The sequence below is a fragment of the Burkholderia sp. E168m22 genome (assembly GCF_001319805.1).
GTDB classification, from domain to species: domain Bacteria; phylum Pseudomonadota; class Gammaproteobacteria; order Burkholderiales; family Burkholderiaceae; genus Burkholderia; species Burkholderia orbicola.
Genome location: NZ_BBSK01000118.1, coordinates 1 through 23161, shown reverse-complemented (window position 1 = coordinate 23161; position 23161 = coordinate 1). Strand labels below are relative to the sequence as shown.

The window sequence follows — 23161 nt, the reverse complement described above, 5'->3', positions numbered from 1 at the left end:
TCACGCTAGTGACGGGCTTGCGCTGGCCCTAGCGCAACCCGTCGCCCGCCCGCTCCGCCAGCGCCGACCGCATCGCGCGCACGATCGCGTCCCGATGCGGGTCGATCCGCTCGACCGGCCCGGCCACGCCCATCGCCAACGGCAGCCCGTTCCAGCCGTCCGCGATCACCATCGAGATCATCGCGGCGCCCTGCGTCACGGTATGCGCCGAATACGAATAGCCGAGCCGGCGCGTCTGTTCGACCTTGTCGAGCACGACGTCCTCGTCGATCGTCCTGCCCGACTTCCCGATCCGTCGGATGCTGCGCGACACGAGCCGGCGAATCGCGCTGTCGGGCTGAATGCTCAGCAACGCCCAGCCGAGGCCCGACATGCAGATCTCGCGACGCGTGCCGATCGGCGCATAGAACTGCACCGGAATCGAATGCGAGCCCTCGACCGCGTCGATGTACTGCACGTACAGGTCGCTCTGCACCGCGATCACGACCGCCTCGTGCGTGCGCGCCGCCAGTCGCTTCGCGACCGCATGCCAGTGCCGCCGGCTGCCGGCCGCCGAATCGACCAGCGCTTCGCCGAGATTGACGAGCCGCGCGGTGGGCGCATACGCATGGGTTGCATCGTCGTAGGCAAGATAGCCGAGCGTCTTCATGCTGGTGAGCAACGCCGCCGCGCTCGACCCCGGATACCCGCAGCGCGTCGCGATCTCGCGCACGCTCAGCGGCCGCTGCAAGGTGCTGAAGAGTTCCAGCACCTCGAATACGCGCGCCGCGCTCTTGACCACGTTTCCGCTCATCCCGCCCCCTCCGCAGCGACCGGCAGGGGCCTTCCACGTATGTGGAACGGAATTTCCCGCCGTCGACCGTCGTGACGATACTAGGCTTCGGCCCGCGACGTGAAGTCCCGCGGCACAGAACATACGGAGACACCATGGCAGCCTTTTTGATCCGTGAACGGCAGGGCCCGATCCTGACCGTCACGATGAATCGTCCCGACACTCGCAACGCCATTTCGGACACCGATGCGATCGACGCGTTGACCGAATGCTGCGACGAAGCGAACCGCGACGAATCGATCCGCGTGCTGATACTGACCGGAGCCGGCACGACGTTCTCGTCGGGCGGCAACGTGAAGGCGATGCGCGCATTCGTGGAAGCCGGCCCACACGACCCTGCCGCGATCCGGACCAGCTATCGCCGCGGCATCCAGCGGCTCGCGCATGCGTTCGAGCACCTCGAAGTGCCGGCCATCGCGGCGGTCAACGGCGCGGCCATCGGCGCCGGCACCGATCTCGCATGCATGTGCGACATCCGCATCGCCGCCGAGCGCGCGCGCTTCGCGGAGAGCTTCATCGCGCTCGGTCTCGTGCCAGGCGACGGCGGCGCATGGTTCCTGCCGCGGATCGTCGGCGCCGCGGTCGCCGCGGAAATGTCGTTCACCGGCGATGCGCTCGACGCGCAGGCCGCGCTGCGCTGCGGGCTCGTGTCGCGCGTCGTGCCTGACGGCGACCTCCTCGCGCATGCGCACGAACTGGCCGACCGCATCGCCCGCCATTCGGGCAGCGCGCTGCGGCTGACCAAGCGGCTGCTGCGCGAAGGCCGCCACGCAAGCCTCGACACGCTGCTCGACCTGTCGGCGTCGTACCAGGCGTTCGCGCACGCCAGCCCCGAACATCGCGCGGCGGTCACCGCGCTGTTCGCCGCGCGCGACTGAACCCGCGACGCATCGCGACCGTGCAGCCGGCGCAGGCCGGCCTGCCGGCCCGCCGAATCCACATCGAAGGAGACATCGTCATGACCAGCAGCAACGAAGGCGCACTCGCAGGCGTGCGCGTGGTGGACCTGAGCCGCGTCTATGCGGGGCCGTTCTGCGCGCAGACGCTCGCCGACCACGGCGCGGACGTCATCAAGATCGAACCGCCGCAGGGCGACGAAACGCGCGACTGGGGGCCCGCGATGCCGAACGGCATCTCCAGCTACTACTGGGGGCTCAACCGCAACAAGCGCAATCTCGCGCTCGATCTGTCGCATCCCGACGGACGCGACGTGCTGTTGCGCGTGCTCGAAACGGCCGACGTGCTGATCGACAACTTCAAGCAGGGCACGCTCGAACGCTGGGGCATCGGCTACGAAGACTGCCTGCGCGCACGCTTTCCGCGCCTCGTCCACTGCTCGATTTCCGGCTACGGCACCGACGGCCCGCTCGCGCGGTTTCCGGGCTACGACGCGGTCGCGCAGGGCCTCGCCGGCTTCATGTCGATCAACGGCGAGCCGGGCGGCATGCCGCTCAAGGTGCCGTTTCCGGTCGTCGATTACGCGGCCGGCCTGAGCGCCGTCTCCACCATCCTGATCGCGCTGGTCGAGCGGACGCGCTCCGGCCTCGGACAGCACGTCGACATCGACCTGTTCAGCACCGCGCTGTCGATGCTGCATCCGGTCAGCACGAGCTGGATGGCGACCGGCGACGTGCCCGTCGCGACCGGCAACGTGTACGGCGCGATCGCGCCGTACGGCGTCTATCCGTGCAAGGACAAGCCGGTTGCGACCGGCGCCGGCAACAACCGCACGTTCGCGCGGCTCGTCGACGCGCTCGGCGTGCCCGAGCTGGCGCGCGATCCACGCTTCGCGACCAATGCGCAGCGCGTCGCGCATCGCGAGGCGCTCGACACGCTGCTCGGCCAGCTGACCGCCGAACTGCAGGCGGACGAGGTCGTCGAGCGGCTGATGCACGCCGGCGTCGCGACGGGGCCGGTGAACACCGTGGCCGATGCGTTCGGCCATCCGCAGGCGGCGCGCAACGCGATGTTCGTCGACACCGATACGTACACCGGCGCGGGCATCCCCGCCAAGCTGTCCCGCACGCCCGGCGCGATACGCCGGCCGCCCCAGCCGTTCGCCGCCGACACCGACGCCGTACTCGACGCATTCGGGATCGACGCGGCGCGCCGCGACGCGCTGCGGCAGGCTGGCGTGCTGCACGACACGCGGGCGGACGTGGCCGGGAGCGCGTCATGACCACCCCGCGCTTTGCTTCACCGGCGGGCGACGATGCCCCGTCGATCCTGCGCGACGACGCCGACGGCATCGCGTGGCTGACGATCCATCGCCCGCACGTCGCCAATGCGCTGTCCGCCGACGCGATCCGCCGCCTGTGCGACGAGCTCGTCACGCTCGACGACAACCCGTCGATTCGCGTCATCGTGATCCGCGGCGCGGGCGAACGCGCGTTCAGCGCGGGCGTCGATCTCGGCGACCCCGAGATCCGCGGAATGCAGCCGATGCGTGGGCTCGCACGCAACGTGCACGAGCTGATCCTGGAGCTGCGCAAGCCGACCATCGCGGCCATCAACGGCTACGCGATCGGCGGCGGCTGCGAAATCGCGCTCGCGTGCGACCTGCGGATCGCCGCCGATCACGCGACCTTCGCGTTGCCCGAAGCGCGGGTCGGCATGGGTGCGAACTTCGCGAGCGTGCTGCTGCCGCGCATGTTGCCGCACGCGATCGCGATGGAGCTGCTGTTCACGGGCCGCCGCTTCGACACGGACGAAGCGCAGCGCGCCGGCCTGCTGAACCGCGTCGTGCCCGGCGCCGCACTCGACGACACCGTGCGCGAGCTCGCGCAGACGATCGTCGCGAACGCGCCGCTCACGATCCGCCGCATCAAGGAAACCGCGACGCGCAGCCAGGGGCTGCCGGTGGCCGCCGCGCTGCGGCTGGACGTCGGCCCCGACGTCTACGCCAGCGAGGACCGGATCGAGGGCGCCCGCGCGTTTCTCGAGAAGCGCAAGCCGGTGTTCAAGGGACGCTGAGCCCGGCGCCGCACCGCAGCACCCGCGCGCACCGCTCCCAGAACGCGGGCGCGTCCAAAAAACATGGACGGAGACACCTTCATGCAACGGAAAGCATTCCTGGTCGGCGCGTGCGTGCTGTGCGCCACGCCGGCGCACGCGTCGTCGGTCACGCTGTACGGGATCGTCGACAGCTACGTCGAATTCGATCGCATCGGCAGTCTATCGAGCATGCGGCAAAGCGGCGGTGGCGCGTCGACGAGCCGCTTCGGCCTGACGGGCGTCGAGGATCTCGGCGGCGGCACGTCGACGAAATTCGTGCTGGAAAGCGGTTTCTCGCCGGCCGACGGATCGTTCCAGGGCGGCACGCTGTTCTACCGGCAGGCGTACGTGTCGCTGCAGAACACGCGCTACGGCGACCTGCGGCTCGGCCGGCAATACACGCCCGCGTTCTACGTCGTGTACGACGGCGATCCGTTCGGACTCAACGAACGGCTGTCGCCGCTTGCGCTGCTCGCCACGTCGACGGACACGATCACGAGCAACACGACGCCGCCGATTCCGCGCTTCAACCAGGCGGCGTCGTACCTGAGCCCCGACTGGAACGGCCTGCGCGTGATGGCCACGTACGGCTTTCCGACGCCGAACGCGCTCTCGACGCAGGCTGGACGCAACTACGGCGCCGGGCTGCAGTACCGGATCGGCGGGCTGTACGTCGGCGCCGGCTTCCAGGGCGATACGTCGGCCGGCAACCTCGCACCCGTCATCTCCCCGTCGACGACCCGCCACTACGTGTTCGCGGCCAACTACGCGTTCGCGCGCGTCAAGCTGTACGCCGCGTTCCTGTACGGCGTCGGCACGGCCGCGCGCCTGCCCGCGTTCTCGACCGCGAGCGTCGGCGCGTCGATCAACGTCGGTGCGCTCGATCGCGTGCTCGTGTCGGTGGTGCGCCGCGACGTGAAGGGCTCGGCGAACGACGCGACCGCGCTCGGCGTCGGCTACGACCATCCGCTGTCGAAGCGGACCTCGCTCTACGCCCGCTATCTCTACATGAAGAACGGCGGCGACGCCCGCAATACCGTCGTCGCCGGCCTGCAGCCGCAACCGGGCGGCACCGAGCAGGTGTTCGCGCTCGGCATCGTTCACCGCTTCTGACGGAGTGCCCATGGCCTCGACCCTTTCGACCCACCCGGCCGCCGTCGACGACGGCGCGACGCAGGCGCTCTATCGCCGGATCTCGCGCCGGCTGCTGCCGTTCCTGATCCTGTGCTACACGCTGTCGTTCATCGACCGGATCAACATCGGCTTCGCGCACGCGCAGATGGCCGCCGAACTGCACTTCTCCGACGCCGTCTACGGGCTCGGCGCGGGCATCTTCTTCATCGGCTACATGGCGTTCGAGATTCCGAGCAACGCGTGGCTCGCGCGAATCGGCGCGCGCCGGACGATTGCCCGGATCATGGTGCTGTGGGGCCTCGGCTCGGCCGCGACGATGTTCGTCACGACGCCCGCGCAGTTCTACGCGTGCCGCTTCCTGCTGGGCGTGTTCGAGGCCGGCTTCTTCCCCGGCATCCTGTTCTATCTCGGCGCGTGGTATCCGCCGCGGCAGCGCGCCAAGGCGTTCGCGCTGTTCATGACCGCGCTGTATCTCGCGGGGTTGATCGCCGGCCCCGTGTCGGGCGCGATCCTGTCGTACTTCGACGGCGTGGGCGGCCTGAGCGGCTGGCAATGGCTGTTCGTCGTCGAAGGGCTGCCGAGCAGCGCGCTCGGCCTCGTCGCACTGCGCTTTCTCGACGACCGGCCGGACGACGCCCGCTGGCTGTCGGACGCCGACAAGGCCGCGCTGCGCGCCGCCCACGCGCAGGCCGAAGCCGATACGCCGGCCGCGAACGCGGCGCGGCCGTTGCTCGCGCATCGCGATTTCTGGCTGCTGTGCGCGGCCAATTTCGCGATCGCGGCCGCCGGCTACGCGCTCGTGTTCTGGATGCCCGTGATCCTGCATCGCGGCGGCCTGCATGGCGCGATGCAGATCGGACTGCTGTCCGCACTGCCGTACCTGTGCGGCATCGTCGGCATGCTCGCGATGGGCTGGCGCACCGAGCGCCGGCGCGAATGGCGCAAGCACGGCGCCGTCGCGATGCTCGCGTGCGCGGCGGCGCTCGCCGGCCTCGCGAGCAGCGCCGGCACGTCGCATCTGATGATCGCGCTGTGCATCGCGGTCGCCACGCACGCCGCGGCACTGCCCGCGTTCTGGGTGCTGCCGGGGCTCGCGCTGCCGAAGCGCTCGATGGCGGTCGCGATCGCGGCGATCACGATGACCGGCGCGATCGGCGGATTCGCGAGCCCGTTCCTGATGGGCGTGCTCAACACGGCCACCGGATCGATGCGCGGCGGCCTCTATTTCAATGCCGCGCTGCTGGCGGCCGGCGCGCTCGCGTTGCTCGGCACGCTGCGCGCCCGCGCGGCGCACGCGAACGCCGGCTGACGGCGCGCCTTCTTTCTCTCCTGAACGGACCACCCTCATGAATTTCGAACTCGAACTCGAACACCGGATGATCCGCGACCTCGTCGCGCGTTTCGTGAAGGACGAACTGATTCCGCTCGAAGCGGCGGTGATGGCGCGCGAGGCCGACGGCCAGCGCTTCGGGCTGCTCGCCGACGAACGTGCGCACCTCGACGAACGCTCCCGGCAACTCGGCCTGTGGGGACTCGACGCGCCGCTCGACGCGGGCGGCTCGGATCTGCCGGCCGTCGCGATGGTCGGCGTGAACGAGGCGATCGGCACGACCGTGACCCCGTACATCCTGCCGCCCGACTCGCCGAACCTGCGGATGCTGTGCGATGCGGCCGACGCGGCGCAGCGCGCGCGCTATCTCGACCCGTACGCACGCGGCGCCACGCGTGCCGCGATGGCGATCTCCGAGCCGGGCGCCGGCTCCGATCCGGGCGCGCTGTCGACGACCGCCGTGCGCGACGGCGACGGCTGGGTGCTGAACGGCCGGAAGATCTGGATCAGCCACGCGGCCGAAGCCGACTGGACGATCGTGATGGCGCTGACCGATCGCAGCAAGGGCAAGCGCGGCGGCATGTCGGCGTTCATCGTCGATCGCGACACGCCGGGTTTCGTCATCGAACGCAGGATTCCGATGATCGGCGGGCTGTCGACCTACGAAATCGCGCTGGAAGACTGCCGCATTCCCGGCGCGCAACTGCTGGGCCGGGAAGGCGCCGGCTTCGCGCCGATGCAATCGCGGCTCGCGAACCGGCGGCTGGAGATGGCCGCGTGGTGCATCGGCCGCGCCGAGCGCGCGGTCGCGCTCCTGTGCGACCATGCGAAACAGCGCACGACCTTCGGCGTGCCGCTCGCGGAGCGCCAGGCGGTCCAGTGGTGGGTCGCCGACGCGCTCACGCAGATCCACGCATGCCGCCTGATGACTTACGAAGCGGCCGCGCGCGTGGATGCCGGGCAGGACGCCCGCACGCAGATCTCGATGGTCAAGGTGTTCGCGACCGAAATGGCGTCGACCGTCATCGATCATGCGATGCAGACGCTCGGCGCGATGGGCATGACGAAGGAAATGCCGTTGCAGCAGATGGCCAGCGAGGCGCGGCTGATGCGCATCTTCGAAGGCCCGACCGAGGTGCACCGTTGGGTCGTCGCACGCAGCGTGCTCTGACCGCGGCGCGCCGCCCACTTCCACGATGGAGCCCTGCGTTGAACACCCTGCCTCTCGTCGATCCCGAAATCCGCCCGCTGCTCGAGACCTGGCCGACCGTCACGCTCAGCGCCGACAACCTCGCACAGTCGCGCCAGCGCGTGCTGCCGCTGCCGCCGCCCGATCCGGCCGGCAGCACGCTCGAACGCCGCACGGTACCCGGCCCGGCCGGCGCGCCGGACGTCCCGGTCCTCGTCTATTTGCCCGACGGCCACGCGCGCCCGCTCCCGGCGATCGTCCACATGCACGGCGGCGGCTACGTGCGCGGCGCGGCGAAGGAGCTCGAAGCGGTGCACCGGTTGCTCGTCACACACCTCGGCTGCGCGCTGATCTCGATCGACTATCGCCTCGCGCCGGAAACGGTGTTTCCCGGCGCGATCGAAGACTGCTACGCGGCGCTCGCATGGGTGTTCCGTCACGCCGATACGCTCGGCATCGACGCCGCGCGTATCGGCGTGGCGGGCGAAAGCGCGGGCGGCGGACTGGCCGCCGCGCTGGCGCTGCTGGCCCGCGACCGCGGCGAATTCCCGCTCGCGTTCCAGCACCTGATCTATCCGATGCTCGACGATCGCACCTGCACGCGCCCGCCGCATCCGCATGCCGGCGAATTCATCTGGCATGCGGCCAACAACCGGTTCGGCTGGACCTCGCTGCTCGGTCACGCGCCGGGCATCGACGGCGTGTCGCCGTACGCGGCGGCCGCGCGCGCCACGCGGCTCGACGGCCTGCCGCCCACGTTCCTGTCGATCGGCTCGCTCGACCTGTTCCTCGACGAAAATCTCGACTATGCGCAGCGCCTGCTCCGCGCGGGCGTGCCGACCGAACTGCACGTGCTGCCCGGCGGCGTACACGGATTCGACATCGTGCCCGGCGCGCGGGTCTCGGAAACGGCGCGCCGCCTCAGCCACGACGCGCTGCGCCGTTTCCTGCACGGCTAACGAAAACGACGCGGGTGGCCGAAGCGGCCCGCATCCGCGCCGATCCCAACGGCAACGATCAGAACGCATCCCCCGGCACCCGCACCCACCCTTCCATCAGCACGCGCGCGCTGCGGCTCATGATCGCCTTCGTGACGGTCCATTCGCCGTTCTCCCGCCGCGCTTCCGCCCCCACGCGCAGCGTGCCCGACGGATGCCCGAAGCGCACCGCGTTGCGTTCGCCGCCGCCCGCCGCGAGATTGACGAGCGTACCGGGGATCGCCGCGGCCGTGCCGATCGCGACCGCCGCCGTGCCCATCATCGCGTGGTGCAGCTTGCCCATCGACATCGCGCGCACCAGCAGGTCGACGTCGCCCGCGTTCACGCGCTTGCCGCTCGACGCGACGTAGTCGGCCGGCTTCGCGACGAACGCGATCTTCGGCGTATGCTGCCGCGTCGCGATTTCGTCGAGCGTGTCGATCAGGCCCATGCGCAGCGCGCCGTGCGCGCGGATCGTCTCGAACTTCTCGAGCGCCTTCGGGTCGCCGTTGATCGCGTCCTGCAGCTCGGTGCCCGTGTAGCCGATCGCTTCCGCGTCGACGAAGATCGTCGGGATGCCCGCGTTGATCATCGTCGCCTTCAGCGTGCCGATACCCGGCACGGCCAGGTCGTCGACGAGGTTGCCGGTCGGGAACATCGAGCCGCCCGCGCCTTCCTCCTCGGCGGCCGGGTCCATGAATTCGAGCTGCACTTCGGCGGCCGGGAACGTGACGCCGTCCAGTTCGAAGTCGCCCGTCTCCTGCACCGCACCGTTCGTGATCGGCACATGGGCGATGATCGTCTTGCCGATGTTCGCCTGCCAGATCCGCACGGTCGCGACGCCGTCGCGCGGCACGCGCGCCGGATCGACCAACCCGCCGCTGATCGCGAACGGGCCAACCGCCGCCGACAGGTTGCCGCAGTTGCCGGTCCAGTCGACGAACGCCTTATCGATCGCGACCTGACCGAACAGGTAGTCGACGTCGTGGCCCGGCCGCGTGCTCTTCGACACGATCACCGTCTTGCTGGTGGACGACGTCGCGCCGCCCATCCCGTCGATCTGCTTGCCGTACGGGTCGGGGCTGCCGATCACGCGCAGCAGCAGCGCGTCGCGCGCGGCGCCCGGCGCCTGCGCGGCATCCGGCAGATCCTGCAGCCGGAAGAACACGCCCTTGCTGGTGCCGCCACGGATATAGGTCGCGGGAATCCTGATTTGAGGAATATGAGCCATGTTTGCGTAATCCCTGTGTGCGCCGGTCAAGCCGCCTGCGACGATTCGAGGAAGTCCTGCGCGAAACGCTGCAGCACGCCGCCCGCCTCGTAGATCGACACTTCCTCGGCCGTATCGAGCCGGCACGTCATCGGCACCTCGACGCGCTCGCCGTTCTTGCGGTGAATCACGAGCGTCAGATCGGCGCGCGGCGTGCGCTCGCCGATCACGTCGAAGGTCTCGGTGCCGTCGATGCCGAGCGTCGTCCGGTTGGTGCCCGGCTTGAACTCGAGCGGCAGCACGCCCATCCCGATCAGGTTCGTGCGGTGAATCCGCTCGAAGCCTTCGGCGGCAATCGCCTCGACGCCCGCGAGCCGCACGCCCTTCGCGGCCCAGTCGCGCGACGAGCCCTGGCCGTAGTCGGCGCCGGCCACGACGATCAGCGGCTGCTTGCGATTCATGTACGTCTCGATCGCTTCCCACATCCGCATGACCTTGCCTTCCGGCTCGACGCGCGCGAGCGAGCCCTTCTTCACCGCGCCGTCGACGACCGCCATCTCGTTGACGAGCGTCGGGTTCGCGAAGGTCGCGCGCTGCGCGGTCAGGTGGTCGCCCCGGTGCGTCGCGTACGAGTTGAAGTCTTCTTCCGGCAGGCCCATCTTCGCGAGATATTCGCCGGCCGCGCTATCGAGCAGGATCGCGTTCGACGGCGACAGGTGGTCGGTCGTGATGTTGTCGCCGAGCACCGCGAGCGGGCGCATGCCCTTGAGCGTACGTTCGCCGGCCAGCGCGCCTTCCCAGTACGGCGGACGGCGGATGTACGTGCTCTGCGCGCGCCAGTCGTACAGCGGCGCCGCGCGTTCGCCCGCGTCGGCGCTGCGTGCGAACATCGGCTCGTAGACCTTGCGGAACTGCTCGGGCTTCACGCTCGACGCGACGATCGCGTCGATCTCCTCGTCGGTCGGCCAGATGTCCTTCAGCGTGACGGGCTTGCCATCCTGATCGTGGCCGAGCACGTCCTTCTCGATGTCGAAGCGGATCGTGCCGGCGATCGCATACGCGACGACGAGCGGCGGCGACGCGAGGAACGCCTGCTTCGCATACGGGTGAATGCGGCCGTCGAAGTTGCGGTTGCCGGACAGCACGGCCGTCGCGTACAGGTCGCGCTCGACGATCTCCTGCTGGATCTTCGGGTCGAGCGCGCCCGACATCCCATTGCAGGTCGTGCACGCGAACGCGACGATGCCGAAGCCGAGCTTCTCGAGCTCGGGCAGCAGGTTCGCCTCTTCCAGATACAGCTCGACCGCCTTCGAGCCGGGCGCGAGCGAGCTCTTGACCCACGGCTTGCGCGTGAGGCCCTTCGCGTTCGCGTTGCGTGCGAGCAAGGCGGCGGCGATCACGTTGCGCGGGTTGCTGGTGTTCGTACAGCTCGTGATCGCGGCGATGATCACCGCGCCGTCGGGCATCTCGCCCGGCTTCTCGTCCCACTGGCCGGCGATCCCGCGCGCGGCGAGATCGGACGTCGGCAGCCGCTTGTGCGGGTTCGACGGGCCGGCCATGTTGCGCACGACGCTCGACAGGTCGAACGTCAGCGTGCGCTCGTACTGCGCGTTCGCGAGCGTATCGGCCCACAGGCCGGCCGCCTTCGCGTAGGTTTCGACGAGCTTCACCTGCTCGTCGCTGCGGCCCGTGAGGCGCAGGTAGTCGATCGTCTGGCCATCGATGAAGAACATCGCGGCCGTCGCGCCGTATTCAGGCGCCATGTTCGAGATCGTCGCGCGATCGCCGAGCGTGAGGCTCGCCGCGCCTTCGCCGCGGAACTCCAGGTACGCGCCGACCACCTTTTCCTTGCGCAGGAACTCGGTCAGCGCGAGCACCACGTCGGTCGCGGTGATGCCGGGCTGACGCTTGCCGGTCAGCTCGACGCCGACGATGTCGGGCAGGCGCATCCACGACGCGCGGCCGAGCATCACGTTCTCGGCTTCGAGCCCGCCGACGCCGATCGCGATCACGCCGAGCGCATCGACGTGCGGTGTGTGGCTGTCGGTGCCGACGCAGGTGTCCGGGAACGCGACGCCGTCCTGCGCCTGGATCACCGGCGACATCTTCTCGAGATTGATCTGATGCATGATGCCGTTGCCCGGCGGGATCACGTCGACGTTCTCGAACGCCTTCTTCGTCCACTCGATGAAGTGGAAGCGATCCTCGTTGCGACGATCCTCGATCGCGCGGTTCTTCGCGAACGCGTCCGGGTCGAAGCCGCCGCACTCGACGGCGAGCGAGTGGTCGACGATCAGCTGCACGGGCACGACCGGGTTCACCTTCGCCGGGTCGCCGCCGCCGTCGGCGATCGCGTCGCGCAGGCCGGCGAGATCGACGAGCGCCGTCTGGCCGAGGATGTCGTGACACACCACGCGCGCCGGGAACCACGGGAAATCGCGTTCGCGCTTGCGCTCGATGATCTGCTTCAGCGAATCGGCGAGGATCGCCGGATCGCAGCGGCGCACGAGGTTTTCGGCGAGCACGCGCGACGTGTACGGCAGCGTGTCGTAGGCGCCGGGCGCGATCGCGTCGACCGCGGCACGCGCGTCGAAATAGTCCAGCGACGTGCCGGGCAGGGGTTTGCGGTTGGCGGTATTCATGATGTGGGGCGGAATTCGAGGTAAGACGTGCCGCACGCGCCGGCCGCCCGCATCACGGGCGCCGACGTGCGCGGCAGACGATCAGCGCTTCTCGATCGGCACGAACTGCAGGTCTTCCGGACCGGTGTAGTTCGCGCTCGGACGGATGATCTTGTTGTCGATGCGTTGCTCGATGATGTGCGCGCTCCAGCCCGACGTGCGCGAGATCACGAACAGCGGCGTGAACATCGCGGTCGGCACGCCCATCATGTGATACGACACCGCGCTGAACCAGTCGAGGTTCGGGAACATCTTCTTCGCGTCCCACATCACCGATTCCAGGCGCTCGGCGATGCTGTACAGCTTGGTATCGCCCGCTTCCTTCGACAGCTTGTGCGCGACGCCCTTGATCACCTTGTTGCGCGGATCGGAGATCGTGTAGACCGGATGGCCGAAGCCGATCACGACTTCCTTGTTCTCGACGCGGCGGCGGATGTCGGCTTCGGCGTCGTCCGGCGAGCTGTAGCGGCTCTGGATCTCGTACGCGACTTCGTTCGCGCCGCCGTGCTTCGGCCCGCGCAGCGCGCCGATCGCGCCGGTGATCGCCGAGTAGATGTCCGAGCCCGTGCCCGCGATCACGCGGCCCGTGAACGTCGACGCGTTGAATTCGTGCTCGGCGTACAGGATCAGCGACGTGTGCATCGCCTCGACCCACGACTTCGACGGCGTCTTGCCGTGCAGCAGGTGCAGGAAGTGGCCGCCGATCGAGTCGTCGTCGGTTTCCGTCTCGATGCGCTTGCCGTTGTGCGAGAAGTGATACCAGTACAGCAGCATCGAGCCGAGCGACGCCATCAGGCGGTCGGCGATGTCGCGCGCGCCCGGCAGGTTGTGGTCGTCCTTCTCCGGCAGCACGGTGCCGAGCACCGACACGCCGGTGCGCATCACGTCCATCGGGTGGGCCGACGCCGGAATCTGTTCGAGCGCGGCCTTCAGCGCGCTCGGCAGGCCGCGCAGCGCGCGCAGCTTAGTCTTGTAGGCGGCCAGTTCCGTCAGGTTCGGCAGCGTGCCGTGCACCAGCAGGTGCGCGATTTCCTCGAATTCGCACGATTCGGCGACGTCGAGAATGTCGTAGCCGCGATAGTGCAGGTCGTTGCCGGTCTTGCCGACCGTGCACAGCGCGGTGTTGCCGGCCGTCACGCCCGACAGCGCCACCGACTTCTTCGGCTTGAATGCGCCTGCGGCGGCCGGTGCTGCTGCGTCTTTCGTCTCGCTCATGTTGTCCTTCTCCAATGGGTATCGGGGGGTGCGGGCCGCGTTACTTCTTGCCCTGCGCGAACAGTTCGTCGAGCTTGCGCTCGTATTCGTGATAGCCGAGGAAGTCGTACAGCTCGGCGCGCGTCTGCATTGTCGGTACGGCCGCCTTCTGCGTGCCGTCGCGGCGCAGCGTCTCGTAGAAGTTCAGCGCGGCCTTGTTCATCGCACGATACGCGCCGCAGCAGTACAGCGCGATGTCGACGTTCGCCTCGCGCAGTTCGTCGACGGTGAACAGCGGCGTCGAGCCGAACTCGGTCAGGTTCGCGAGGATCGGCACCTTCACGGCGGCCTTGAAGCGGCGGTAGTCGTCGAGCGTCTTCATCGCTTCCGGGAAGATCATGTCCGCGCCGGCTTCGACGTACGCGACCGCGCGCTCGATCGCCGAGTCGATCCCTTCCGCGGCGGCCGCGTCGGTGCGCGCCATGATCACGAACTGGTCGTCGGTACGCGCATCGACCGCGGCCTTCACGCGATCGACCATTTCGTCGATCGGCACGACTTCCTTGCCCGGGCGGTGGCCGCAGCGCTTCTGGCCGACCTGGTCCTCGAGGTGCACGGCCGCGACGCCGGCGTTGATGAACGAGCGGACCGTGCGCGCGATGTTGAACGCGCCGCCCCAGCCCGTGTCGATGTCGACCAGCAGCGGCAGATCGGTCGCGTTGGTGATCCGGGTCGCGTCGATCAGCACGTCTTCCATCGTGCTGATGCCGAGGTCGGGAATGCCGAGCGAGTTCGCCGCGACGCCGCCGCCCGACAGGTACACGGCCTTGAAGCCGACGGCCTGCGCCATCTTGGCCGCGTACGCGGTGATCGCGCCGACCACCTGCAGCGGCTGCTCGGCCGCGACTGCCGCGCGGAACTTCGCGCCGGCGCTCTGAAGATGCGTATTGCTCATGAACGGCCTCCTGATGGAATGCCCGATAACAGCAAGGTCCGGGCCAGCTTGCGGAATGTCGCTAACCCACTGATTCTTAAGCAAGCGCCTTCAGCATTGCATCGCCCGTCGATTTCAATTTGGCAATTCCATGTTTCAAAAATGAAATCGTGCGCGCATAATCGGCCGTCATGGACCTCTCCTCGACCAAGGCCGTCGGCCCGGCCGACCGCGCCGTGCGCCCGCGCATCTGGGCGATGGGCATCAGCCGGCTGCGCGAGCTGTTTCGCGAGATCGCCGGCGAATTCGACGAACGCGCCGACGTGCGGATCGTCACGCGCGCCTACGAAGATGCGCTGAGCGCGATCGCCGAGGCCGGCACCGCGCGCCCCGACGTGATCGTCGCGGCCGGCTCGAACGGCGGCTTCCTGAAAACGCGTGCGCAGGTGCCGGTGGTGGTCGTGTCGCCCACCGGCTTCGACGTGATGCAGGCGCTGGCGCGCGCGCGGCGCGACGCAGCGCGGATCGCGCTCGTGAGCGCCGGGGAAACGCCGCCCGAGGTGCGCCGCTTCGTCGCCGCGTACGGCCTCGACGTGCAGTTTGCGTCATATCAGTCCGCCCAGGAAGCGGAGGCCTGCGTGCACGACCTGCGCGATCGCGGCATCGAGACGATCGTCGGCCCGGGCCTCGTCACCGATCTCGCGGCCAGCGTCGGCATGGGCGCGGTGTTCCTGTATTCGCATGCGTCGGTGCGCAAGGCCGTCGAGACGGCGCTCGAAGTCGCGTATGCGACGCACGCCGAGGCGTTCCGCCGCCAGCGGCTCGATACCCTGCTGCAACATCTGCGCGACGGCGTGGTCGCGCTCGACGCGCACGGCCGCGTCGAAGCGATCAACCAACGGCTCGCGTCGGCGCTCGGGGTCGAACCCGCGGCGGCCGTCGGCCGCGCGCTCGTCGATCTGCGTCCCGAGTTGCGCACGCTACGCGGCGAGGACGGCGACGCGCTCGCGACCGTGCGCGGCGTGCGTTACGTCGTGCATCGCGGGCCGCTGGTCGATCGCGGCGTCACGTCGGGCAGCGTGCTCACGTTCCAGGAATCGCGCGCGGTCGAACGGCTCGATCGCGCGTTGCGTTCGCAACCGACCACGCAGCAGTTCGCCGCCCGTTACGCGCTCGACGACGTGGTCGGCGCCTCGGCGCCGATGACGCGCGTGCGCGAGCTCGTGCGCCGCTACGCGAAATCCGATGCGACCGTGCTCGTGCTCGGCGAGAGCGGCACCGGCAAGGAGATGATCGCGCAGAGCCTGCATGCGCTGTCCGCGCGGCGCAGCTATCCGTTCGTCGCGGTCAACTGCGGCGCGTTTCCCGAAGCGCTGCTCGAGAGCGAACTGTTCGGCTATGAGGAAGGCGCGTTCACCGGCGCGCGACGCGGCGGCAAGACCGGCCTGTTCGAGGCCGCGCACCGCGGCACGCTGTTTCTCGACGAGATCGGCGAGATGCCGCCGTCGCTGCAAAGCAGGCTGCTGCGCGTGCTGCAGGAGCGCGAGGTGATTCGCCTCGGCTCGACCGAGCCGATCCGCATCGACGTGCGCGTGATCGCCGCGACGCACCGGCCGCTGCTCGCCGCCGTCGAGGCCGGCACGTTCCGCGCGGATCTCTATTACCGGCTCAACATCCTGAACATCGGCCTGCCGCCGCTGCGCGAGCGCGCGGCCGACATTCCCGCGCTCGCGGCGACACTGCTCGTGCAGGCCGCGCGGCGCGAGCCGCGGCTCGCCGAACGCGTGCGCGACACCGACGACGCGCTGCGCGTGCTCGACGCGACGCAAGCGACGCTCGCGCGCTACCGCTGGCCCGGCAACGTGCGCGAACTGCAGAACGTGGTCGAGCGGATCGCGGTGGAGCTGGCGGAGGCAGTCGACGAAAGCGATCCGGGCGCCGCGTGCGCGGCGCTTGCCCCCGGTGCGCTGCACGTGATCGCGCCCGAGCTGTTCGCCGCGCCGCTCGATGCGGCCGGCGCCGCCGACGACGATGCGCAGACGCTGCAGGCGCGCCGCCGTCGCGCGGAAGCCGACGAGATCCGCGCGGTACTCGACGCATGCGGCGGCGACCGCGACCGCGCGTGCGCGATGCTCGGCATCAGCAAGACGACGCTATGGCGGAAGTTGTCGGCGAAATAGGTGCGAGGTTCGGGCCGCCCCGTCATTCGGCCTTGTGATAGTGGCGATACGCCTTCGCGCGATTGCCGCACGACGACATCGAGCACCAGCGTCGGCTGCCGTTCTTGCTGTCGTCGATGAACAGCCACTGGCATGCATCGTTCGCACAGCGCTTGACCTTCACGAGCCGCGCGCCGCCGAGCAGATCGATCGCCGACCACAGCACCGGGCTCAACAGCCCCGCGAGCGTCGCCCCCGACGCATCGATCCGCCACGCATAGCGGCCGTCCACGCGCGCCAGCGCAACGCGCGGCGACGCCTCCGCGAGGAAGCCGCCGAGCAGCGCGAGATCGTCGGGCTGCGGCTCGCGTTGCTCCGCCTGCGCGTGAAAGAGCCGGTATAGCGCCTCGCGCAACGCGAGCGCCCGCGCAAGCATCGCCGGCTCGTCGCCCGTCTCCTTCTCTTTCGCCTTGTCGGGCACGCGACATGCGTCGACCAGACCGGCCGGCACGCCCGCCTGTTCGCGACACCACGTCAGCAAGTCGTCCAGCCGGCCGAAGGTTTCCGTCGGCGGATCGCTGCCGCGCCAGTACAGCGTGTTCGCGAAGTCAAGGCTCAAGGTCTCGGGCGGCGCCGGGATCAGGCAGTCGATCGTGACGGAAGGTTGCGTTTTGCTCATGACGCGATCGTATCTAACCACCATGCCGGTTGACAAGCGCCCAAGCGATTTCTAACATAACCGGCATGGTGGTTAAAAACAGGCTTCGCTGCACCGACGCCCCTTCAATCCAAGGAGACACAGATGATCGATCGCTTTTCGTTCAGCGTTATCCACACCGTCGCCGGCCGCACGTACGAGGCGACCACGCTCGGCGCGCTTCGCTACAAGCGGCTGGCATGGTGCCTCTAGACAGGTTTGCCGTTCTGACGTCCCCCTCAGTTCAAGGAGAGCCAAAGATGATCGACCACCTTTCATTCGGCGTTGCCCATATCGACCGCAGCCGCACCTTCTACGACAGCGCGCTCGGCGCACTCGGCTACAAGCGTCTGTATAGCGACGACAGCGCCATCGGGTACGGCACGACCGAGCCCGAGCTGTGGTTGCAGCACGCGGCCCGGCCCGTCGTCGCCGATCCCGAATCGGGGATGCACCTGTCGTTCAAGGCCGCGTCGCCGGTCGAGGTCGATGCGTTCTACCGTGCCGCGCTCGCACACGGCGGCAAGGACAACGGCGGGCCCGGCAAGCGCGAACACTACGGCCCGGGCTACTACGCGGCGTTCGTCGTCGACCCCGACGGATATCGACTCGAAGCGCACTGCGAACTCGACAACGTCGTTTGATCCGCTTCGCACCGGCGCGAACAAGCGACAAGGGCCCGATTCCGCCTCGCGCGGAATCGGGCCCCTGGTTTTGGCTACATCGTCGTTCGGTACGCGCCGGTTATCGTCGGCGGTCATGCCGACGGGTCGGGCAGCATGGCCAGCGCGCGGGTGACTACGTCCAGGAGCCGACCCGCGCCGCTCACGCGCTTATTGCGCGTCGCGCGTGCGCTGCAACTGCTCGCCGAGCCCTTCGATGCCGAGGCGCACCGTCTGGCCAGCCTTCAGGAACACCGGCGACGGCTTGACGCCCATGCCGACGCCCGGCGGCGTACCGGTCGTGATCACGTCGCCCGGCTGCAGCGTCATGCAGGTCGACAGATAGGCGACCAGCTGCGCGACGGTGAACACCATCGTGCGCGTATTGCCGTTCTGATAACGGTGGCCGTCGATTTCGAGCCACAGGTCGAGGCGCTGCGGATCGGGCACTTCGTCGCGCGTGACGAGCCACGGGCCGATCGGGCCGAACGTGTCGAAGCCCTTGCCCTTGTCCCACTGGCCGCCGCGCTCGATCTGCCATTCGCGCTCGGACACGTCGTTGACGACGCAGTAGCCCGCGACGTAATCGAGCGCGCGCGCTTCGTCGACGTCCTTGCACTTCGCGCCGATCACGACACCCAGCTCGACTTCCCAGTCGGTCTTGACCGAACCCTTCGGGATATCGATGCCGTCGTTCGGGCCGCAGATCGAACTCGTCCACTTGCCGAACACGACCGGCTCCTTCGGCACCGGCATGCCGGCTTCGGCCGCGTGGTCGGCATAGTTCAGGCCGATGCCGATGAACTTGCCGACGTGACCGACGCACGCGCCGATGCGCGGCTCGCCGGACACGAGCGGCAGCGTGGCCGGATCGATGGCGCGCAGCCGCGCGAGACCGGCGTCGGACAGCACATCGCCGGCAAGATCCGGCACATGCGCGGACAGGTCGCGAATCCGGCCGGCCGCGTCGAGGATGCCAGGCTTTTCCTGGCCGGACGGGCCATAGCGAAGCAGTTTCATCGTGCTTAACCTCTGTTGTCGAATGGGACAGGATACCGGCCGACGCAGCCTTTCGCAGCCGCGCGCCGGACTGATCGTCGATCGTCGACTGCACGCGTCGGCGCCGCATGCGGCAGTCGACGCGCGAGGGTCGCGCGGGCGCAGCGATCGCGGCGCCGTACGCCAGTAGGGCGCGCATCGAACGGGCGGCCGCCGGTCTGCGCATCGGCGACGACGGCCCGGCATCCGCGACGCGTGCCGGCCCATGCCGGCCGGCTGCACGCGCGGCCGCACCGTCGCTGGCCCGCCAGCCTTTGTACCATCGGCCGCGCGCCGTGAAATGGCGCGCGACGGATACCGACTATTGGTGCGCCTGCCGACGCTGCGGCGCAGCACGCGCTGCACCGGCGCCGATCGATCGGCTGTCGTTCGGGGCAGCGCCTGCCATCGGTGCATGAATACTGGCTATTCGGGGTGCCCCTGTCATCGAAAACGTTTGACCATCCGTTCTTGTCCGGTAATGATCGGTAAAAAGACGCTGCATTGCACACCGTATGTTTATTGCTAAGCTCATACGAATGGCTTTCACCGCCATACGCGGGCCCGCTCCTATACGCGTGCAGAACCGGCCAGCGTGCGTCGCCAACCGATCGACGGTAATCCCCCAACCTCACATCGACAATGCAGACAACCAACGACCCGCTTCCCGGCTGCGACGCACGGGAATCGATGGCCGCTATCGACCGCTATCGCGCACCCGCGCTCGACAAGGGCCTCGACATTCTCGAACTCCTGTCCGAGCAGAAGGAAGGACTCACCCGCACCGAAATCACGAAGGAACTCGGCCGTAACGCGAGCGAAATCTACCGGATGCTCGAACGTCTCGTCGCGCGCCGCTACGTGATGCGTTCGACCGGCGGCGACCGCTACACGCTCAGCCTCAAGCTGTTCGCGCTTGCGCACCGGCATCCGCCGATGAACCGGCTGATCGCCGAGGCGCTGCCGCCGATGCAGCGCTTCGCGGATGCCGCCGAACAGTCGTGCCACCTGTCCGTCTACGATCGCGGCAACATGCTCGTGATCGCGCAGGTGGACGGGCCCGGCCCATGGGGCGTATCGGTGCGACTCGGCTCGCGCGTCGGGCTCGCCGATACCGCGTCGGGACGCATGCTGCTGGCGTTCCAGGGCCCCGAGCAACGCGCACACATGCTGGCCGAGCATCGCAAGGTCAAGGGTGAAGCACCGCTGAACGAGCAGGAACTCGCGAATGCGTGCCAGTCGATCCGGCAGTCCGGCTACCTGCGTCAGGACAGCCGCCAGGCGTACGGCGTGACCGACCTGACCGTGCCGATCCTCGGGCCGGCCGGCCATGCGATCGCGGTGCTGACGTGCCCGTACATGCGGCGGATCGATGCGCACATGGCGCCGTCCGTCGACGTGGTCGTCGACGCGCTGCGCGACACAGCTGCCCATCTGTCGATGTGCCGCACCGAGGCCTGCTGACGCGCGGGTTCCCCGGCAAAGCGCACCGGGCACGGCGCAGCGGCACCGACTCCGGTTGCGCGCAACGCCCGCGGTGGCCGATGCGCGATGTCGCATCGGCTACCCGCGGCGCTACGCTAGAATAGCGGCCCTCTCAAAAACTACGGCGGCCGGTTGTCGCGGCCGTCGTGTCCGATGGATGTCATGGCCAAACTTCTGAACGATCAAGAATTCCAGCGTTTCTCCGAACTTCAGCAGAAGCAGGCAAGCTTCACGATCACGCCCGAGGAAGCGGACGAGCTGCGCGACATCGTCGCGCGCGCGCAGAAGAAGCGCGACGATCGTGCCGCCGCAATGCAGGCGATCGAGAACTACATCGAGCAGTTCGACATCACGCCTGACGAACTCTTCTCGCCCGAGCAGATCGGCGACGCGGCGCGTACCTACGGGCTCATCACGGCGACCAAGAAAGAACGCACGCTGCCGCCGTCGATCACGTTCAACGGCAAGCCGTACCAGTGGACCAAGACGCTTCCGGACGACGTGCGCAGCGCACTGTTCGACGCGTTCACGTCCGGCGAGTCGGTCAAGCGCTTCATCGCGATGCCGAAAGACACCGCGCGCTGCGCGCTGACGATCGCCCGCCTCGAGCGCGAAACCGGTGCGGTCTATGCTGATCCGCACCTCGAGGAACTCGCGATTTCGCGCGACCAGGTGAACGACGCGGCGTCGAAACTCGCTGCGTGAATGTAATCACGGGCACGGTTCCTGCGTGCCCGTACCCCCGCGTGACGCCGGCATTGGCCGGCGCCGCCCCCGCGGGAGCCGTGCATTCGCATGCTCCCGAAAAAGCTCACCTCAGCATCCCGCAAGCGCTCACCACAGCCTCCCGTAAAAGCTCACCCAAGGCTCCCGGAGACGCTCACTGACGCCTCCCGAACGTCCTCACCGATCGCTCCCGCAAGTGCTCACCGGGGCGTCCCGGAAAGGCTCACCGCCCTCTCCCGCAGGTGCTCACCGGCCGTTCCCGGGAAGGCTCACCGAAGGCTCCCGTATCGGCTCACCACGCTGTCCCGGAAAAGCTCACTCGCCGCTCCCGAAAAGTCTCACCTTGATGACGGCTTCGAATTTGCAAGGCCGGAATATGGCCACGCACGTGTGCAAGCACATCGCTTGAAACGGCTACCGAGGGTGAACGCAGGATGAATGTCGGCAGCACGTGACGAGCATCGCAGGACATCGCGCGCTTCGCGGTATCGCTGCGATCGACGGGTTCGACACGTTCGCAAGCGCTTCACGCGGGAGGCTGGCTCAAAAGCTTTGCATTCCTGAGTTAACTTCCGACATGGCGAAACGTCAGGACGCATTGCCGCCATGCGCTACCCTCGAGCATCGAACCACAGGGTGACGCCTACGGCTGCAACTTCATCCTGAAACCCACGACGCCGGGTTCCTCCGTCGTCGACACCGCAAACCCGCATGATTTCGCGAGCGAGATCATCGCCGAATTCTCGCGCAGCGCCTCGCCGACCATCCAGGCGGTGCCGCGCGAGCGGGCGTAGTCGATGATGCGGGTCATCATCAGCCGGCCGAGCCCCTTGCCCTTTTGATCGGGCCGTACCGCGATCGCGAACTCCGCCGTCTCGTTGTCGGGATCGGCAACCGCACGCGCCACCGCGAGCGTATGGTCGCGCCCCGACACATCGGTAAACGACACGATGAAAGCCATCTCGCGGTCGTAGTCGATCTGGGTCATGCGCGCCACCTGTGAATGATCGAAGCTGCGCACCGCGCCGAAGAAACGCATCCGCAGATCTTCCGGCGTCATCGCACCGAGCAGTTCGTTGTGTGCGGCCTCGTCCTCCGGACGGATCGGACGGATCGTCACCGTCTCGCCACGCCACTCGAGTGTCTGCTCGAGGTGTCGCGGATACGGCATGATCGCGAGCCGGCTGCGCCCCGAGGCGAGCGTGATGCGCGGCGCGATCACCCATGCGCGGTCGGACAGCACGCGCAGCGTGACCGACATCGCCACCACTTCCCGCACGTCGCAGACGACCTGCGACAGCGCCGTCAGCGCGTCGAGCGTCGGCTCGACGGGCGTGCTGCGCGCATACGGCGAGCGCTCCATCACCGCGCGGGCGAGCACGGTGTTCAGCGGCGGCAGGCCGTAGACGACGAACGGCGCCGATACGCCGTCCGCAGGCGGCACGGCATAGCGAAACACGGGACCGAAATTCGAATCGTCGTACATGTCGATCGTGATATCGACGACCTTCTTGCCGGCCGGTTCGTTGGGCTGCTCGCCCTGCAGACCGAAATGGGACAGCCAGCGCAGCGCGGCTTCGCCGGCCAGTTCATGCTGACCGGCTTCGACCAGGCGGCGCGCGTCGGCCTGGGCGGACGCCACGCACTCGGCCGGCTGCGGCGGCGTGCCCTCCGGCGTCTGCATCAGCAGTTGGCGCCCGAGGTTGTAGTCGACGAGACGCGCATACGCGCGTGCGAGCCGCTGCGGCGTCGTGTGCACCGGAATGCCGTTCGCGTGCAGCGCATCGCGCGTCGCCGCGTCGACCGCGCCGAAGAAACACGCGAGGATGCCGCGATGCGCGTACTGCCGCGAGTCGATCAGCGTGCGCGCGACCGAATCGGCCGGCGCGCTGTGCGAAGTGGAATGGACGACGAACAGC

At 68.5% G+C, this 23161-nt stretch carries 19 protein-coding genes; 11 read left to right on the top strand and 8 right to left on the bottom strand.

From position 1 onward, the window contains the following. Positions 1-28: 28 nt before the first annotated feature. A complete protein-coding gene (locus AP428_RS28045; RefSeq protein ID WP_011694884.1) occupies positions 29-793 on the bottom strand; it encodes an IclR family transcriptional regulator in 765 nt (254 codons plus the stop codon). A 134-nt stretch (positions 794-927) separates the two neighbouring features. Between AP428_RS28045 and AP428_RS28040 the strand changes: the two genes are divergently transcribed. From AP428_RS28040 to AP428_RS28010, 7 genes are all read left to right on the top strand, one after another. Then, positions 928-1710, top strand: coding sequence for a crotonase/enoyl-CoA hydratase family protein (locus tag AP428_RS28040; RefSeq protein ID WP_011548919.1), 783 nt, complete (start codon positions 928-930; stop codon positions 1708-1710). An 80-nt stretch (positions 1711-1790) separates the two neighbouring features. Continuing rightward, positions 1791-3011, top strand: coding sequence for a CaiB/BaiF CoA-transferase family protein (locus tag AP428_RS28035; RefSeq protein WP_011548918.1), 1221 nt, complete (start codon positions 1791-1793; stop codon positions 3009-3011). Further along, positions 3008-3805: an enoyl-CoA hydratase/isomerase family protein gene (locus tag AP428_RS28030; RefSeq protein ID WP_011548917.1), complete on the top strand. Its 798-nt coding sequence runs from the start codon at positions 3008-3010 to the stop codon at positions 3803-3805. The genes AP428_RS28035 and AP428_RS28030 overlap by 4 nt, the downstream gene beginning before the upstream one ends. A gap of 81 nt (positions 3806-3886) precedes the next feature. Beyond that, entirely contained in the window at positions 3887-4939 is a 1053-nt protein-coding gene (locus tag AP428_RS28025; protein ID WP_011548916.1) for a porin, read from the top strand. 10 nt (positions 4940-4949) lie between these two features. Continuing rightward, positions 4950-6269 (top strand): MFS transporter, encoded by a 1320-nt coding sequence (locus AP428_RS28020; RefSeq protein WP_011548915.1) that lies wholly within the window; start codon positions 4950-4952, stop codon positions 6267-6269. A 37-nt stretch (positions 6270-6306) separates the two neighbouring features. Then, positions 6307-7461: an acyl-CoA dehydrogenase family protein gene (locus tag AP428_RS28015; protein WP_011694885.1), complete on the top strand. Its 1155-nt coding sequence runs from the start codon at positions 6307-6309 to the stop codon at positions 7459-7461. Between the two features lie 38 nt (positions 7462-7499). Beyond that, positions 7500-8438, top strand: a complete 939-nt coding sequence (locus AP428_RS28010) for an alpha/beta hydrolase (protein ID WP_011548914.1) — start codon at positions 7500-7502, stop codon at positions 8436-8438. A gap of 58 nt (positions 8439-8496) precedes the next feature. Here AP428_RS28010 and prpF read toward each other — a convergent pair whose 3' ends face one another. From prpF to prpB, 4 genes are all read right to left on the bottom strand, one after another. After that, a complete protein-coding gene (prpF, locus tag AP428_RS28005; protein WP_011548913.1) occupies positions 8497-9687 on the bottom strand; it encodes a 2-methylaconitate cis-trans isomerase PrpF in 1191 nt (396 codons plus the stop codon). Between the two features lie 26 nt (positions 9688-9713). Continuing rightward, positions 9714-12308 carry a Fe/S-dependent 2-methylisocitrate dehydratase AcnD gene (gene acnD, locus AP428_RS28000; RefSeq protein WP_011548912.1) on the bottom strand — a complete coding sequence of 865 codons (2595 nt, stop codon included), beginning with the start codon at positions 12306-12308 and terminating at the stop codon, positions 9714-9716. An 81-nt stretch (positions 12309-12389) separates the two neighbouring features. Beyond that, entirely contained in the window at positions 12390-13562 is a 1173-nt protein-coding gene (gene prpC, locus AP428_RS27995) for a 2-methylcitrate synthase (RefSeq protein ID WP_006480321.1), read from the bottom strand. Positions 13563-13602: 40 nt separating this feature from the next. Beyond that, positions 13603-14496 carry a methylisocitrate lyase gene (gene prpB / locus AP428_RS27990; protein ID WP_006480320.1) on the bottom strand — a complete coding sequence of 298 codons (894 nt, stop codon included), beginning with the start codon at positions 14494-14496 and terminating at the stop codon, positions 13603-13605. Between the two features lie 170 nt (positions 14497-14666). Between prpB and prpR the strand changes: the two genes are divergently transcribed. Beyond that, on the top strand, positions 14667-16655 hold the full coding sequence (gene prpR / locus AP428_RS27985) for a propionate catabolism operon regulatory protein PrpR (protein WP_011548911.1): 1989 nt from the start codon (positions 14667-14669) through the stop codon (positions 16653-16655). A 22-nt stretch (positions 16656-16677) separates the two neighbouring features. On the opposite strand, the gene AP428_RS27980 is transcribed toward prpR, so the two are convergent. Then, positions 16678-17337 carry an ABATE domain-containing protein gene (locus AP428_RS27980; RefSeq protein WP_011548910.1) on the bottom strand — a complete coding sequence of 220 codons (660 nt, stop codon included), beginning with the start codon at positions 17335-17337 and terminating at the stop codon, positions 16678-16680. Positions 17338-17591: 254 nt separating this feature from the next. Here AP428_RS27980 and AP428_RS27975 point away from each other — a divergent pair, with 254 nt between their 5' ends. Further along, a complete protein-coding gene (locus tag AP428_RS27975) occupies positions 17592-17975 on the top strand; it encodes a VOC family protein (protein ID WP_011548909.1) in 384 nt (127 codons plus the stop codon). A 189-nt stretch (positions 17976-18164) separates the two neighbouring features. Here the strand turns inward: AP428_RS27975 and AP428_RS27970 are convergent, their stop codons facing one another. Next, entirely contained in the window at positions 18165-19013 is an 849-nt protein-coding gene (locus AP428_RS27970) for an ureidoglycolate lyase (protein ID WP_011548908.1), read from the bottom strand. A gap of 660 nt (positions 19014-19673) precedes the next feature. Here AP428_RS27970 and AP428_RS27960 point away from each other — a divergent pair. Both AP428_RS27960 and AP428_RS27955 read left to right on the top strand, forming a co-directional pair. Beyond that, on the top strand, positions 19674-20495 hold the full coding sequence (locus AP428_RS27960; RefSeq protein ID WP_006480315.1) for an IclR family transcriptional regulator: 822 nt from the start codon (positions 19674-19676) through the stop codon (positions 20493-20495). A 174-nt stretch (positions 20496-20669) separates the two neighbouring features. After that, positions 20670-21221, top strand: coding sequence for a hypothetical protein (locus AP428_RS27955; RefSeq protein WP_011548905.1), 552 nt, complete (start codon positions 20670-20672; stop codon positions 21219-21221). A gap of 664 nt (positions 21222-21885) precedes the next feature. Here AP428_RS27955 and AP428_RS27950 read toward each other — a convergent pair. After that, a partial coding sequence (locus AP428_RS27950; RefSeq protein WP_156349352.1) for a GNAT family N-acetyltransferase occupies positions 21886-23161 on the bottom strand: 1276 nt, incomplete at its 5' end.

Bases quoted from the DNA above. Each gene is read 5' to 3' on its own strand.
- AP428_RS28015 (WP_011694885.1), top strand. From the start codon at position 6,307: ATGAATTTCGAACTCGAACTCGAACACCGGATGATCCGCGACCTCGTC.
- prpC (WP_006480321.1), bottom strand. From the start codon at position 13,562: ATGAGCGAGACGAAAGACGCAGCAGCACCGGCCGCCGCAGGCGCATTC.
- acnD (WP_011548912.1), bottom strand. From the start codon at position 12,308: ATGAATACCGCCAACCGCAAACCCCTGCCCGGCACGTCGCTGGACTAT.
- AP428_RS27955 (WP_011548905.1), top strand. From the start codon at position 20,670: ATGGATGTCATGGCCAAACTTCTGAACGATCAAGAATTCCAGCGTTTC.
- prpR (WP_011548911.1), top strand. From the start codon at position 14,667: ATGGACCTCTCCTCGACCAAGGCCGTCGGCCCGGCCGACCGCGCCGTG.
- AP428_RS28040 (WP_011548919.1), top strand. From the start codon at position 928: ATGGCAGCCTTTTTGATCCGTGAACGGCAGGGCCCGATCCTGACCGTC.
- AP428_RS27960 (WP_006480315.1), top strand. From the start codon at position 19,674: ATGCAGACAACCAACGACCCGCTTCCCGGCTGCGACGCACGGGAATCG.
- AP428_RS27975 (WP_011548909.1), top strand. From the start codon at position 17,592: ATGATCGACCACCTTTCATTCGGCGTTGCCCATATCGACCGCAGCCGC.
- prpB (WP_006480320.1), bottom strand. From the start codon at position 14,496: ATGAGCAATACGCATCTTCAGAGCGCCGGCGCGAAGTTCCGCGCGGCA.
- AP428_RS28030 (WP_011548917.1), top strand. From the start codon at position 3,008: ATGACCACCCCGCGCTTTGCTTCACCGGCGGGCGACGATGCCCCGTCG.
- AP428_RS28045 (WP_011694884.1), bottom strand. From the start codon at position 793: ATGAGCGGAAACGTGGTCAAGAGCGCGGCGCGCGTATTCGAGGTGCTG.
- prpF (WP_011548913.1), bottom strand. From the start codon at position 9,687: ATGGCTCATATTCCTCAAATCAGGATTCCCGCGACCTATATCCGTGGC.
- AP428_RS28025 (WP_011548916.1), top strand. From the start codon at position 3,887: ATGCAACGGAAAGCATTCCTGGTCGGCGCGTGCGTGCTGTGCGCCACG.
- AP428_RS27970 (WP_011548908.1), bottom strand. From the start codon at position 19,013: ATGAAACTGCTTCGCTATGGCCCGTCCGGCCAGGAAAAGCCTGGCATC.
- AP428_RS28020 (WP_011548915.1), top strand. From the start codon at position 4,950: ATGGCCTCGACCCTTTCGACCCACCCGGCCGCCGTCGACGACGGCGCG.
- AP428_RS27980 (WP_011548910.1), bottom strand. From the start codon at position 17,337: ATGGTGGTTAGATACGATCGCGTCATGAGCAAAACGCAACCTTCCGTC.
- AP428_RS28035 (WP_011548918.1), top strand. From the start codon at position 1,791: ATGACCAGCAGCAACGAAGGCGCACTCGCAGGCGTGCGCGTGGTGGAC.